At 63.7% G+C, this 14597-nt stretch carries 11 protein-coding genes; 10 read left to right on the top strand and 1 reads right to left on the bottom strand.

Annotation, left to right across the window (positions count from 1 at the left end):
* Window positions 1-138: 138 nt before the first annotated feature.
* A complete protein-coding gene (locus ACL9RJ_RS16390; RefSeq protein ID WP_422765464.1) occupies window positions 139-1503 on the bottom strand; it encodes a formimidoylglutamate deiminase in 1365 nt (454 codons plus the stop codon).
* A 145-nt stretch (window positions 1504-1648) separates the two neighbouring features.
* Between ACL9RJ_RS16390 and hutC the strand changes: the two genes are divergently transcribed.
* The 10 genes from hutC to ACL9RJ_RS16340 all read left to right on the top strand — a co-directional run bounded on the left by hutC (window position 1649) and on the right by ACL9RJ_RS16340 (window position 14584).
* The gene (gene hutC, locus ACL9RJ_RS16385; RefSeq protein ID WP_177083827.1) at window positions 1649-2359 is read left to right on the top strand and encodes a histidine utilization repressor; all 711 of its coding nucleotides are present in this window, start codon (window positions 1649-1651) and stop codon (window positions 2357-2359) included.
* A complete protein-coding gene (locus tag ACL9RJ_RS16380; RefSeq protein WP_017126957.1) occupies window positions 2356-2934 on the top strand; it encodes a HutD family protein in 579 nt (192 codons plus the stop codon). Before hutC ends, ACL9RJ_RS16380 begins: the two co-directional genes overlap by 4 nt.
* Window positions 2935-3413: 479 nt before the next feature.
* Window positions 3414-5114 carry a urocanate hydratase gene (hutU, locus tag ACL9RJ_RS16375; protein ID WP_017126956.1) on the top strand — a complete coding sequence of 567 codons (1701 nt, stop codon included), beginning with the start codon at window positions 3414-3416 and terminating at the stop codon, window positions 5112-5114.
* Window positions 5115-5234: 120 nt separating this feature from the next.
* The gene (locus ACL9RJ_RS16370) at window positions 5235-6704 is read left to right on the top strand and encodes a purine-cytosine permease family protein (protein ID WP_103032933.1); all 1470 of its coding nucleotides are present in this window, start codon (window positions 5235-5237) and stop codon (window positions 6702-6704) included.
* A 118-nt stretch (window positions 6705-6822) separates the two neighbouring features.
* Complete coding sequence (locus ACL9RJ_RS16365; RefSeq protein ID WP_017126955.1) at window positions 6823-7791, top strand: ABC transporter substrate-binding protein; 969 nt, start codon at window positions 6823-6825, stop codon at window positions 7789-7791.
* Between the two features lie 71 nt (window positions 7792-7862).
* Entirely contained in the window at window positions 7863-8714 is an 852-nt protein-coding gene (locus ACL9RJ_RS16360; protein ID WP_017126954.1) for an ABC transporter permease, read from the top strand.
* Window positions 8711-9541 (top strand): quaternary amine ABC transporter ATP-binding protein, encoded by an 831-nt coding sequence (locus ACL9RJ_RS16355; protein WP_017126953.1) that lies wholly within the window; start codon window positions 8711-8713, stop codon window positions 9539-9541. Before ACL9RJ_RS16360 ends, ACL9RJ_RS16355 begins: the two co-directional genes overlap by 4 nt.
* A 113-nt stretch (window positions 9542-9654) precedes the next feature.
* On the top strand, window positions 9655-11178 hold the full coding sequence (locus ACL9RJ_RS16350; protein WP_017126952.1) for an HAL/PAL/TAL family ammonia-lyase: 1524 nt from the start codon (window positions 9655-9657) through the stop codon (window positions 11176-11178).
* A 108-nt stretch (window positions 11179-11286) separates the two neighbouring features.
* Window positions 11287-12825 (top strand): histidine ammonia-lyase, encoded by a 1539-nt coding sequence (gene hutH, locus ACL9RJ_RS16345; protein WP_017126951.1) that lies wholly within the window; start codon window positions 11287-11289, stop codon window positions 12823-12825.
* Window positions 12826-13174: 349 nt separating this feature from the next.
* Complete coding sequence (locus ACL9RJ_RS16340) at window positions 13175-14584, top strand: amino acid permease (RefSeq protein WP_017126950.1); 1410 nt, start codon at window positions 13175-13177, stop codon at window positions 14582-14584.
* Window positions 14585-14597: the final 13 nt, after the last annotated feature.

Genomic DNA, 14597 nt, shown 5'->3' with positions numbered 1-14597 from the left:
CCGGCGTTGATGATCGTGCCCACGCTCTGCGTGGGCACGCCGCGCTGGGTGACGCGGAGCGTCACGGGATGCATTCCCACGCGGAGCGTGGGAACGATCATGGGGTAGTTCCTACAGGTTTGTGGCGGGCTTGTCCGCTCAGTTCAGCAGATCACGCAAGACCTGGGTAAATGCCTGCGCGCTCTCTTCCTCGCCCGCATGCCGTCCACCCCGTACCGCCCACTGACCGTTGACCATGACGTCACGGACCTGACGGTCGCCGCCGGCGAACAGCCAGCGATTGAGAATGCCATCGTCCTGGGCGGTTGCCAGGTACGGGTCGCTGCCGTCGAGCACCAGCCAGTCGGCGCGCTTGCCCGCTTCCAGCTTGCCGATCGATTGCCCGAGCGCCTGGGCGCCACCGTCCAGCGCCGCGTCATAGAGAGTGCGACCGACCATCGGCTGGTCGGCGCGATACAGGCGGTTACGCCGCTGATCGCGCAGGCGCTGGCCGTATTCCAGCCAGCGCAGTTCCTCGACCACGCTCAGTGACACATGGCTGTCGGAACCGATACCCATGCGGCCGCCTTGGGCGAGGAAGTCCACCGCCGGGAAGATCCCGTCGCCCAGATTCGCTTCGGTGGTCAGGCACAGCCCGGCGATCGCCCGGCTGCGGGCCATGCGCGTGACTTCCCCGGCGTCGGCGTGGGTCGCGTGCACCAGGCACCAGCGCTCGTCCACCTCGACATTGTCGTACAGCCATTGCAGCGGCCGCTTGCCGCTCCAGGTCAGGCAGTCGTCGACTTCCTTCTGCTGCTCGGCGATATGGATGTGCACCGGGCACTGCCGGTCGCTGGCGGCCAGTACTTCGCTGATCTGCCCGGGCGTCACCGCTCGCAGCGAGTGGAAGCACAGGCCCAGGGCCTGGGCCGGTTGCCGGGCCAGCAGCGGCTGCAGGCGGGCTTGCAGTTTCAGGTAATTCTCGGTGCTGTTGATAAAGCGCCGCTGGCCGTCATTCGGGGTCTGGCCGCCAAAGCCGGAGTGGCTGTAGAGCACCGGCAACAGGGTCAGGCCGATGCCCGCGTCCGCGGCCGCCTGGCTGATGCGCAAGCCCAGCTCCGCCGGATCGGCGTAGGGCTGGCCATTGGTGTCATGGTGCACGTAGTGGAATTCGGCCACCGAGGTGTAACCGGCCTTGAGCATCTCGATATAGAGCTGGCGGGCGATGACGCCCATCTGCTCCGGGCTGATCTTGCCCACCAGTCGGTACATCAGGTCGCGCCAGGTCCAGAAGCTGTCGTTCGGATTGCCGGCCACTTCCGCCAGGCCGCCCATCGCCCGCTGGAAAGCGTGGGAATGCAGGTTCGGCATGCCCGGCAACAGCGGGCCGCTCAGCCGTTCGGCGCCTTCTGCATGGGAATCGGCCTGGACCTGGGCCAGCACGCCCGCGGCGTTGACCTCAAGGCGTACGTTTTTGGCCCATCCACTGGGCAGCAGCGCGCGTTCGGCAAAGAAGGCGGACATGGTTCAGCACCCCATCGTGTGTTATTTGTATATACATATACAGACGTTTGCCTGCCCGGTAAACTCCGGCAAGCTAGCAACCTTTAAAATCGAACAAGGATTTCCTGTGCCGACTCCGCCTGCCAACAACCCGCTGGCTGCCCACATGGGTGACAGTCCGGCGCCGTTATATGCCCGCGTCAAGCAGATGATCACCCAGCAGATCGACAGTGGAAACTGGCCGCCGCATTACCGCGTGCCGTCCGAAAGCGAGCTGGTGGAACAACTGGGCTACAGCCGCATGACCATCAATCGTGCCCTGCGGGAAATGACCGCCGAAGGCCTGCTGGTGCGCATGCAGGGCGTCGGCACCTTTGTCGCCGAGCCCAAGAGCCAGTCGGCGCTGTTCGAGGTGCACAACATTGCCGATGAGATCGCCTCGCGCGGCCATCGCCATACCTGCCAGATCATCACCCTGGGCGAAGAAGCCGCCGGCTCTGAACGCGCCGTGGCCCTGGACATGCGCGAAGGGCAGAAGGTCTTCCACTCGCTGATCGTGCATTTCGAGAACGATATCCCGGTGCAGATCGAAGACCGCTTCGTCAATGCACTGGTGGCGCCGGACTACCTCAAGCAGGACTTCACCCTGCAGACGCCGTACGCCTACCTGTCCCAGGTCGCGCCGCTGACCGAAGGCGAGCATGTGGTCGAAGCCATCCTCGCCGACGCCACCGAATGCAAGCTGCTGCAGATCGAGCCGGGCGAGCCGTGCCTGATGATCCGTCGCCGCACCTGGTCCGGTCGCCAGCCGGTGACCGCCGCCCGTCTGATCCACCCTGGTTCCCGTCATCGCCTGGAAGGACGCTTTACCAAATGAGTTCACTGAAAGTCTTGCGCGCGGCGGATTACCCGCGCATGCCGTGGAAAAACGGCGGCGGCAGCACCGAGGAAATCACCCGCGACGCCGGCGAGGGCCTGGACGGTTTCGGCTGGCGCCTGTCGATTGCCGATATCGGCGAGTCGGGCGGCTTTTCCAGCTTCGCCGGCTACGAACGGATCATCACCGTGCTGCAGGGCGCGGGCATGACCCTGCAGGTCGACGGCGAGCGCACCCGCGCGCTGCTGCCGCTGGACCCGTTTGCCTTCAGTGGCGCGAGCCAGGTCAGTTGCACCCTGCTCGACGGGCCGATCCGCGACTTCAACCTGATCTATGCCCCGGATCGCTACAACGCCCGCCTGCAATGGCTGGATGCCGCGCAGCCGAAGCGTTTCTTCAGCTCGGCGGCGGTGCTGCTGATCTTCAGTGTCAGCGATCAACTGCATGTCGGCCTGGGCAGTACCGGCTACGAAGTCCTGGGCCGCCACGACTGCCTGCAACTGGACAGCAACGAGCAGTTGCTGGAAGTGTCGGTGACCGGCCGTTGCTGTGTGATCGAACTGACGCCCGCCTGACCCGGTGAGTGGGCGCGCCCACTCATTGATCGTTCCCACGCTCTGCGTGGTAACGCCTCACTGGACGCTCCGCGTCCGCTTTGTGACGCAGAGCGTCACGGGCTGCATGCCCACGCAGAGCGTGGGAACGATCAGCCCTTTCGCGCACCAACTTGTTACCGAACGCCCCAGCATGGCGCAAAACCTTCTTCCGGTAACAGCTTCCTACCCGCAGCTTCTCTTCGTCCTACAATTTCATTTTCCGCTCCAAGCCCCGTCCCACGGCGTTCGCCGACTATTCTGAAAAATTCTTCAGCACCTGATTCTCAAGTTGGCCGCTTGATTGCATATGCTTGTATGTACAAGTAAAGATGTGTGCGTATGAGTCACCAGGGACAGTGATGCGCCACCCTAATTTTTCCGCTTGTGAGGGCCTCGCCCGCACAAGCTCGCTTGCCCACTGCCTGGGCGGGTTTGGACGATCGCAGAGGAGTTTTTTCGTGACTGAGAATACCCAGAAACCTACCGCCACTTTTACCAAGCGCCGTGACGTCGAAATCCGTGCCGCCCGTGGCAACAAGCTGACCGCCAAGAGCTGGCTGACCGAAGCGCCACTGCGGATGCTGATGAACAACCTCGACCCGCAAGTGGCCGAGAACCCCAAGGAACTGGTGGTCTACGGCGGTATCGGCCGGGCCGCGCGGAACTGGGAGTGCTACGACAAGATCGTCGAGAGCCTGACCAACCTGAATGACGACGAGACCCTGCTGGTGCAATCCGGCAAGCCGGTCGGCGTGTTCAAGACCCACAGCAACGCGCCGCGCGTACTGATCGCCAACTCCAACCTGGTGCCGCACTGGGCCACCTGGGAACATTTCAACGAACTGGATGCCAAGGGCCTGGCCATGTACGGCCAGATGACCGCCGGCAGCTGGATCTATATCGGCAGCCAGGGCATCGTCCAGGGCACCTATGAAACCTTCGTCGAAGCCGGTCGCCAGCACTATGACAACAACCTGAAAGGTCGTTGGGTGCTGACCGCGGGCCTGGGTGGCATGGGCGGCGCACAACCCCTGGCGGCCACCCTCGCCGGCGCCTGCTCGCTGAACATCGAATGCCAGCAGGTCAGCATCGATTTCCGCCTGAACAGCCGTTATGTCGATGAACAGGCCACCGACCTCGACGACGCCCTGGCGCGTATCGCCAAATACACCAAGGAAGGCAAGGCGATTTCCATTGCCCTGCTCGGCAACGCGGCGGAAATCCTTCCGGAACTGGTCAAGCGCGGCGTGCGCCCGGACATGGTCACCGACCAGACCAGCGCCCACGACCCGCTCAACGGCTACCTGCCGGCCGGCTGGACCTGGGAAGAGTACCGCGCTCGCGCCCTCACCGAACCTGCAGTGGTGGTGAAGGCCGCCAAGGCCTCCATGGCCGTGCACGTCAAGGCGATGCTCGACTTCCAGAAGCAAGGCATCCCGACCTTCGACTACGGCAACAACATCCGCCAGATGGCCCAGGAAGAAGGCGTCGAGAACGCGTTCGACTTCCCCGGCTTCGTCCCGGCCTATATCCGTCCGCTGTTCTGTCGCGGCATCGGTCCGTTCCGCTGGGCCGCGCTGTCGGGCGATCCGCAGGACATCTACAAGACCGACGCCAAGGTCAAGGAGCTGATCCCGGACGACGCCCACCTGCACAACTGGCTGGACATGGCGCGCGAGCGCATCAGCTTCCAGGGCCTGCCGGCGCGTATCTGCTGGGTTGGCCTGGGCCTGCGCGCCAAGCTGGGCCTGGCCTTCAACGAAATGGTCCGCAGCGGCGAGCTGTCGGCACCGATCGTGATCGGCCGTGACCACCTGGATTCCGGTTCCGTATCCAGCCCGAACCGCGAAACCGAATCGATGCAGGACGGTTCCGATGCCGTGTCCGACTGGCCACTGCTGAATGCCCTGCTCAACACCGCCAGCGGCGCGACCTGGGTTTCCCTGCACCACGGCGGCGGCGTCGGCATGGGCTTCTCCCAGCACTCGGGCATGGTGATCGTCTGCGACGGTACCGACGAAGCGGCCGAGCGTATCGCCCGCGTGCTGCACAACGACCCGGCGACCGGTGTCATGCGCCACGCCGATGCCGGTTACCAGATCGCCATCGACTGCGCAAAAGAACAGGGCCTGAACCTGCCCATGATTACCGGCAAATAAGCGGTTGCAGGCAACTCTTGTGGGGGCCGGCTTGCCGGCTCCTGCAAGCGCAGTGTTTCACCTGGAGCAGGTTTCACCAACGCTGTACCCCTAACGGAAACAATCCATAGAGGTTGAACAATGGCTGGGTCACATGATCGTGCAAGCAACAAACCGTTGATCGAAAGGCGTTCGATCGACTACATCCCGGAAGCGGAAAGACACGGTCGTCTACTCAGTCAGTTCACCCTGTGGTTGGGTGCCAACCTGCAGATCACGGCAATTGTCACCGGCGCGTTGGCGGTGGTGCTCGGCGGTGATGTGTACTGGTCGCTGGTCGGCCTGCTGCTCGGGCAATTGCTCGGCGGCGGGGTGATGGCGCTGCATGCCGCGCAAGGCCCGCAACTGGGCCTGCCGCAGATGATCTCCAGTCGCGTGCAGTTCGGTGTCTACGGTGCGGTGATTCCGCTGGTGCTGGTGTGCCTGATGTACATCGGCTTCTCGGCCAGCGGCTCGCTGCTGGCCGGGCAGGCGGTGGCGCAGTTGCTCCATGTCGAAGACTGGGTCGGCATCGTGCTGTTCGCCGCCTCCATCATGGTCTTCACCATCTTCGGCTACCGGGTGATCCACGGCATCGGCCGTATCGCCAGTGTGCTGGGGGTGATCGCCTTCATCTACCTGTTCTACAAATTGCTGGCCGGCAACGATATTTCCGCGCTGCTGGGCAACAAGCATTTCTCCCTGGCGAGTTTCCTGCTGGCGGTGTCGTTGTCGGCATCCTGGCAGATCGCGTTCGGGCCCTACGTGGCGGACTACTCGCGTTACCTGCCGCGCAGCACCTCGGCCTCGAAAACCTTCTGGGCCGTGGGCCTGGGTTCGGTGATCGGCGCCCAGGCCTCGATGGTCTTCGGCGTGTTCGCGGCGGCCCTGGCCGGCTCGCAATTCGCCCACCACGAGGTTTCGTTCATCGTCAGTCTCGGCGGTACCGGGATTGTCGCGGCGGCGCTGTACTTCGCCGTGGCCTTCGGCAAGGTCACCGTGACCACGCTGAACGCCTATGGCAGCTTCATGTCGATCGCCACCATCATCAGCGGTTTCCGTGGCAGCCGGCATATCTCCAGCGGCGTGCGCCTGCTGTACATCTTCATCATGGTGAGTATCGCCGCCGCCCTGGCGCTGCTCGGCAAGGACTCGTTCCTCAAGGACTTCTCCGCGTTCATCCTGTTCCTGCTGGCGTTCTTCACGCCCTGGAGCGCGATCAACCTGGTGGACTTCTACTGCATCACCAAGGAACGCTACGACATCCCTGCGTTGTCCGATCCCGACGCGCGCTACGGTCGCTGGAACATCATGGGCATCAGCATCTATGTGTTCGGCGTGCTGATCCAGATGCCGTTCATTTCCACGCACTTCTACACCGGTCCCCTGGTGGCGAGCCTGGGCGATACCGATATCTCCTGGATCATCGGCCTGGTGGTTCCGGCGGCGCTGTATTACTTCGCCGCGAAGAAGTGGCATGGCGCGGTTCCTGATCGCCTGATCCTGCCGGTAGAGCAGGGCGACGTTGCAGCACAAAAGGTGGGTGCCCGGGTCCAACCGTCGGCTGTCTAGCCGTCGGCCCCACCCGGTACCTGCATTGGAATACGTGGACAGGGCCTGCTTGCAGGCCAACCCGGGCCGGATGCCTCTTGACTGCCGTTAACCCATTCATGATTAGGAGCGTCACATAATGAAAATGACAAAGACCCTGCTGACCACGGCGTTATCCCTCGGCCTGTTGGCAGCTGCCGGCGCAAGCCAGGCCGCCGGCTGGTGCGAGTCCGGTAAACCGGTGAAGTTCGCAGGCCTCAACTGGGAAAGCGGCATGTTGCTGACCGACGTCCTGCAGTTCGTCCTGGAAAAAGGCTACGACTGCAAGACCGACAGCCTGCCAGGCAACTCCATCACCATGGAGAACGCCCTGAGCAGCAACGATATCCAGGTCTTCGCCGAGGAGTGGGTCGGCCGCAGTGAAGTCTGGAACAAGGCCGAGAAAGCCGGGAAGGTCGTCGGTGTCGGCGCTCCGGTGGTCGGTGCCATCGAAGGCTGGTACGTGCCGCGTTATGTGGTCGAAGGCGATGCCAAGCGCAAGATCGAAGCCAAGGCGCCCAACCTGAAGAAGATCTCCGACCTGGCGCAATACGCCTCGGTGTTCAAGGATCAGGAAGAGCCGAGCAAGGGTCGCTTCTACAACTGCCCGGCCGGCTGGACCTGCGAGCTGGACAACAGCGAGATGCTGAAAAGCTACGGTCTGGAAAGCACCTACACCAACTTCCGACCTGGCACCGGGCCGGCTCTGGATGCCGCGGTGCTGTCGAGCTACAAGCGTGGCGAACCGATTCTGTTCTACTACTGGTCGCCGACGCCGCTGATGGGCCAGGTGGACCTGGTCAAGCTGGAAGAAAAACCGGGTGTCGACAAGAGCGTGAGCATCAAGGTCGGTCTGTCCAAGACGTTCCACGACGAAGCACCTGAATTGGTCGCCGTGCTGGAAAAGGCTAATCTGCCGATCGATCTGCTCAACCAGAACCTGGGACGCATGACCAAGGAACGGATCGAATCGCCAAAGCTGGCGAAAATCTTCCTCAAGGAACACCCTGAGGTCTGGCAGGCTTGGGTCAGCGCTGACGCTGCCAAGAAAATCAACGCGGCTCTGTAGGTCGACTACCTCCCGGCTAACCGGAAGGCTGGCCGGGACGTTCGCTACATCCACTTGATCGAGAGTTTCCAATGTTTCCCGAGAATTTCACGTTTTCCATCGCCGACTGGGTCAACGGTTGGGTTGATTCGCTGGTGACCAACTACGGCGATGTGTTCCGGCATATCTCCGACACCCTGCTGTGGGCCATCGTCAATCTGGAAGGCCTGCTGCGCCTGGCGCCCTGGTGGTTGATGCTGGCCATCGTCGGCGGTATCGCCTGGCACGCCACCCGCAAGGTGGTGACCACCGCGGTGATCGTCGGCCTGCTGTTCCTGGTGGGCGCGGTCGGCCTGTGGGACAAGCTGATGCAGACCCTGGCACTGATGCTGGTGGCGACGCTGATCTCGGTACTGATCGGGATTCCCCTGGGCATTCTGTCGGCGCGCAGCAATCGCCTGCGTTCGGTGCTGATGCCGCTGCTGGATATCATGCAGACCATGCCCAGCTTCGTGTACCTGATCCCGGTACTGATGCTGTTCGGCCTGGGCAAGGTCCCGGCGATCTTCGCCACGGTGATCTATGCCGCGCCGCCGCTGATCCGCCTGACCGACCTGGGTATCCGCCAGGTGGACGGCGAAGTGATGGAAGCGATCAATGCCTTCGGTGCCAACCGCTGGCAGCAACTGTTCGGCGTGCAACTGCCGCTGGCCCTGCCGAGCATCATGGCCGGGATCAACCAGACCACCATGATGGCCCTGTCGATGGTGGTGATCGCCTCGATGATCGGTGCCCGTGGCCTGGGCGAAGATGTACTGGTCGGGATCCAGACCCTGAACGTCGGGCGCGGTCTCGAAGCGGGGCTGGCCATCGTGATTCTCGCCGTGGTCATCGACCGCATTACCCAGGCCTATGGTCGTCCGCGCCATGAGGTGAGCAAATGACTGATTCCATCGTCAGCAAGATCGAAGTCAAGAACGTCTTCAAGATTTTCGGGGCGCGTTCCAATGACGCGCTGAACATGATCCGCCAGGGCAAGACCAAGGACCAGGTGCTGGCCGAGACCGGCTGCGTGGTCGGGGTCAACGACCTGTCGCTGACCATCGGCACCGGCGAGATCTTCGTGATCATGGGCCTGTCGGGTTCCGGCAAGTCGACCCTGGTCCGCCACTTCAACCGCCTGATCGACCCGACCAGCGGCGCGATCCTGGTGGACGGCGTGGACATCCTCCAGCACGACATGGAAGCCCTGCGCGAATTCCGCCGGCACAAGATCAGCATGGTGTTCCAGAGCTTCGGCCTGCTGCCCCACAAGACCGTGCAGGAAAACGTCGCCTATGGCCTCAAGGTCCGTGGCGAGAGCAAGGAAATGTGCGTCGAGCGTTCGCTGCACTGGATCAACACGGTGGGCCTCAAGGGCTACGAGAACAAGTACCCGCACCAGCTGTCGGGCGGCATGCGCCAGCGCGTCGGCCTGGCCCGGGCCTTGGCGGCGGACACCGACATCATCCTGATGGACGAGGCGTTCAGTGCGCTCGACCCGCTGATCCGCGCCGAGATGCAGGACCAGTTGCTGGAGCTGCAGAAGACGTTGCACAAGACCATCGTGTTCATTACCCACGACCTCGACGAGGCCGTGCGCATCGGCAACCGCATCGCGATTCTCAAGGACGGCAAGCTGATCCAGGTCGGGACTCCGAAGGAAATCCTCCATTCGCCGGCCGATGAATATGTCGACCGCTTCGTGCAGCGGCGTGCGGCGACGGTTTAAGGCGCAAGAGGTGTGGTGCCGGTGCGGGCCCCTTCGCGGGCAAGCCCGCTCCCACGGGGTTCGGGGGGCGGTGAAGTTGTATCAATATTCAGGTTGTAAGGATGAGGTTGAAGATGTCCCAGGCTGAAAAAATCGTTATCGCCGATGCGCCGTTGCGCTGGCAGGATGTGGTCGCGGTGGCCCGGCACGGCGCGCGGCTCGAACTGGCGCCACAGACCTGGGCGCGGATCGACAACGCCCAGGCCATCGTCCAGCGGATCGTCGTCAGCGGCGAGCGCGCCTATGGCGTGAACACCGGCCTGGGTGGCCTTTCCAACGTGTCGCTGTCCGGCGAGCAACTCAGCCAGTTGTCCCGCAACACCCTGCTCAGCCATGCCTGTGGCGTCGGTGCGCCGTTGGCCGACGAACAGACCCGGGCGATCATCTGCGCCGCCGTCATCAACTACAGCCATGGCAAGTCCGGCCTGCACCGCCAGGTGGTCGAAGCGCTGCTGGCGCTGCTCAACCACGGCATCACCCCACAGGTGCCTTCCCAGGGGTCGGTCGGTTACCTGACCCATATGGCCCACATCGGCGTGGCCCTGCTCGGTGTCGGCCAGGTCAGCTACCGCGGGCAGATCGTTGCCGCGCAGCAGGCCCTGGCCGAGGAAGGTCTGCAACCGGTGCGACTGGGGGCCAAGGACGGACTGTGCCTGGTCAACGGCACGCCGTGCATGAGTGGCCTGAGCTGCCTGGCCCTGGCCGATGCTCATCGTCTGGTGCAATGGTCCGACGTCACCGCGGCGATGAGCTTCGAGGCCCAGCGCGGGCAGATCGCCGCGTTCGACGCCGAGATCATCGCCCTCAAGCCGCATCCCGGCATGCAGCAGGTCGGCAGCAACCTGCGCAGCCTGCTCGAAGGCAGCGAAGTGATCGCCGCGAGCAAGGGCATTCGTACCCAGGACGCCCTGAGTATCCGCTCGATCCCGCAGGTCCACGGCGCCGCCCGCGATCAATTGGCCCATGCCACCCGGCAGATCGAGACCGAACTCAACGGTTGCACCGACAACCCGCTGTTGCTGGGCACGCCGGACAACTTCCGGGTGATGTCCCAGGCCAACCCCCACGGCCAGTCGGTGGCCCTCGCGGCGGATCTGCTGGCGATTGCCATGGCGGAAATCGGCTCGATTGCCGAGCGTCGCCTCGATCGCCTGATCAACCCTCACGTCAGTGGCTTGCCGGCGTTCCTGGTCAGCCAGCCGGGCGTCAACTCGGGGATGATGATCGTGCAGTACGTCGCCGCGTCCCTCTGTGCGCAGAATCGCCAGTTGGCGCAACCGGCGGTGCTCGACAACTACGTCACCTCCGCGCTGCAGGAAGATCACCTGAGCATGGGCACCAACGCCGCGCTCAAGCTGCACCAGGTCCTGGAGAACTGCACCCAGGTCCTCGCCATCGAGTACCTGCTGGCGGCCCAGGCCTTCGAATTCCTCAAGGCGCAGCGTTTTGGCGCCGGCACCGACGCCGCCTGGAAACTGCTGCGCGAGCGTGTGCCGGCTTATGAGCAGGACCGCTGGCTGGCGCCGGACATCGCCAGTGCGGCGGCGATCCTCAAGGACGCCACGCTCTTGCACGACAGGTTGCCGAACCTGCATTGATTCCACGATGACCAGCGTGCCAAGGCGCCATCCGCTCAAAAAGCGGACAGCGACGGATAACGGAAGCTTCCGGAGCGACTGGTAGTTAATAAAACTCTCAAAAGGAGCATGAATGTGACTGCGTTAAACCTGATTCCCGGCCAACTGACCCTGGCGCAACTGCGCGCGGTCTACCAGCAGCCCGTCAAACTGACCCTCGACAACAGCGCATCGGCGCAGATCGAGGCCAGCGTCGCCTGCGTCGAGCAGATCCTCGCGGAAAACCGCACCGCCTACGGCATCAACACCGGTTTCGGTCTGCTGGCCTCGACCCGTATCGCCAGCGAAGACCTGGAAAACCTCCAGCGCTCCCTGGTGCTGTCCCACGCGGCCGGCGTTGGCGCGCCGATCAGCGATGCGCTGGTACGCCTGATCATGGTGCTCAAGGTCAACAGCCTGAGCCGGGGTTTCTCCGGTATCCGTCGCCAGGTGATCGACGCGCTGATCGCGCTGATCAATGCCGAGGTTTATCCGCACATTCCGCTCAAAGGCTCGGTCGGTGCCTCCGGTGACCTGGCGCCATTGGCCCATATGTCGCTGGTGCTGCTGGGCGAAGGCAAGGCGCGCTACAAGGGCGAGTGGCTGGACGCGCCGACCGCGCTGAAGCAGGCCGGCCTGCAACCGCTGACCCTGGCCGCGAAAGAAGGCCTGGCGCTGCTCAACGGCACCCAGGTGTCCACCGCCTTTGCCCTGCGCGGGCTGTTCGAAGGCGAAGACCTGTTTGCCGGTGCCCTGGTCGCCGGCGGCCTGACCGTCGAGGCGGTGCTGGGTTCGCGTTCGCCGTTCGACGCCCGGATCCATGAAGCCCGCGGCCAGCGCGGCCAGATCGACGCGGCAGCGAGCTATCGCCATCTGCTGGGCGAGCGCAGTGAAGTGTCCGACTCCCACGAGAACTGCGAGAAGGTCCAGGATCCATACTCCCTGCGCTGCCAGCCGCAGGTCATGGGTGCCTGCCTGACCCAGTTCCGCCAGGCGGCCGAAGTGCTGGTGGTCGAAGCCAACGCCGTATCGGACAACCCGCTGGTGTTCGCGGCGGAAGGCGACGTGATTTCCGGCGGCAACTTCCACGCCGAACCGGTGGCCATGGCTGCCGACAACATGGCCCTGGCGATTGCCGAGATCGGTTCCCTGAGCGAGCGCCGTATCTCGCTGATGATGGACAAGCACATGTCGCAGTTGCCGCCGTTCCTGGTGGCCAATGGCGGCGTCAACTCCGGCTTCATGATCGCCCAGGTCACCGCGGCGGCCCTGGCCAGCGAGAACAAGGCCCTGGCGCATCCGCACAGTGTCGACAGCCTGCCGACTTCGGCCAACCAGGAAGACCATGTGTCGATGGCGCCGGCTGCCGGCAAGCGCCTGTGGGAAATGGCCGAGAACACCCGCGGGATTCTCGCGGTCGAATGGTTGGCAGCCTGCCAGGGCCTGGACCTGCGCAACGGCCTGAAAACCTCGCCGACCCTGGAGACTGCCCGCGCGACCCTGCGTGAAAAGGTCGCCTACTACGACAAGGACCGTTTCTTCGCCCCGGATATCGAAGCGGCCAGCGAGCTGCTGGCGTCCCGCTGCCTGACCCCGCTGGTCCCGACGAAGTTGCTGCCAAGCCTGTAAGCGTTGCCAGGAACAGACTTGGGGTGATGCGTGAAGGGTTTTCCTTGTGGGAGCGGGCTTGTCCGCGAAAGCGTCGGCCCGGGCAGCGCAGTCGTCCGGGGAACCGTATTGGCTGCTTCGCGGGCAAGCCCGCTCCCACAGGGTGAGCTGTGTTGGTTCCTTTGCGGGCAAGCCCGGCTCCCACAAGGTAGGGGTGGCCTCCAGACCCGCCACCCGGCAGATGCTTTTTGCCTGGGCGGGTCGGGTTGGGTACTCTGCGACCCCTTTTTGCGGCCGGGTGGTCGCAAGACCTTCGCCACAAGTCTGATTCTCATCGATCTGTACCGATAAGAATAATTAAGGACGAGTCATGCAACAGCCAGTCAAAGGTTTGAAACGCGGGCTTTCCGCCCGACATATTCGCTTCATGGCCCTGGGTTCCGCCATCGGCACAGGGTTGTTCTACGGTTCCGCCTCGGCCATCCAGATGGCCGGCCCGGCCGTACTGCTGGCCTACCTGATCGGTGGCGTCGCGGTGTTCATGGTGATGCGCGCGCTTGGTGAAATGGCGGTGCACAACCCGGTGTCCGGCTCCTTCGGCCAGTACGCCAGTACCTACGTCGGCCCGATGTCCGGCTTTATCCTCGGCTGGACCTACGCCTTCGAGATGGTCATCGTCGGCCTGGCCGATGTCACCGCCTTCGGCATCTATATGGGCTTCTGGTTTCCGGAGGTCGACCGCTGGGTCTGGGTCCTGGGCATCGTGTTCTTTATCGGCGCGCTGAACCTGTGCGCGGTGAAGGTCTTCGGGGAAATGGAGTTCTGGCTGTCGCTGCTCAAGGTCGGCGCCATTGTCGCGATGATCCTCGGCGGTTTCGGCATCATGTTCTTCGGCATCAGCACGGCCACGCCGGGCGCTGAAGTCGGTATCGGCAATCTCTGGGCCCATGGCGGCTTCATGCCCAACGGCGCGGCCGGGATGATCGCCTCGTTCGCGGTGGTGATGTTCGCCTTCGGCGGTATCGAGATCATCGGCGTCACCGCCGGCGAAGCCAAGGACCCGCAGCGGGTGATCCCCAAGGCGATCAATGCGGTGCCGGTGCGCATCCTGCTGTTCTACGTGCTGACCCTGTTCGTGCTGATGTCCATCTACCCGTGGCCGCAGATCGGCAGCCAGGGCAGCCCGTTCGTGCAGATCTTCCAGAACCTGGGCATCGGCTCGGCGGCGACCATCCTCAATATCGTGGTGATCTCGGCGGCCGTGTCGGCGATCAACAGCGACATCTTCGGCGCCGGGCGCATGATGTACGGCCTGGCCCAGCAGGGGCAGGCGCCCCAGGCCTTTGCCCGGTTGTCCCGGGCCGGTGTGCCGTGGATGACCGTGGTGGTCATGGGCGCGGCCCTGCTGGGTGGCGTGGTCCTGAATTACCTGATCCCGGAAAACGTTTTCCTGCTGATCGCCTCGATCGCGACCTTCGCCACCGTCTGGGTATGGATCATGATCCTGATCACCCAGGTCGCCATGCGTCGCTCGATGAGCCGTGAAGAAGCGGCCCAACTGAAATTCCCCGTGCCGTTCTGGCCCTATGCACCGATGGCGGCCATTGCCTTCATGGTCTTTATCTTCGGCGTGCTGGGCTGGTTCCCGGACAGCCGTCCGGCGCTGATCGTCGGTGCGGTATGGATCGGCCTGCTGGTGCTGGCCTACCTGATCTGGGTCAAGCCGGCCGCCGCCCAGGCGGCGCGGGTCGTGCAAGATCCTTCCCTGTCTCATCGATAGCCCACGGAGGCCC

The sequence above is a fragment of the Pseudomonas sp. Mn2068 genome (assembly GCF_049319725.1).
Classification (GTDB): Bacteria; Pseudomonadota; Gammaproteobacteria; order Pseudomonadales; family Pseudomonadaceae; genus Aquipseudomonas; species Aquipseudomonas gingeri.
The sequence above is the reverse complement of the archived record's forward strand: the minus strand, read 5'-3'. Positions and strand labels throughout refer to the sequence as shown.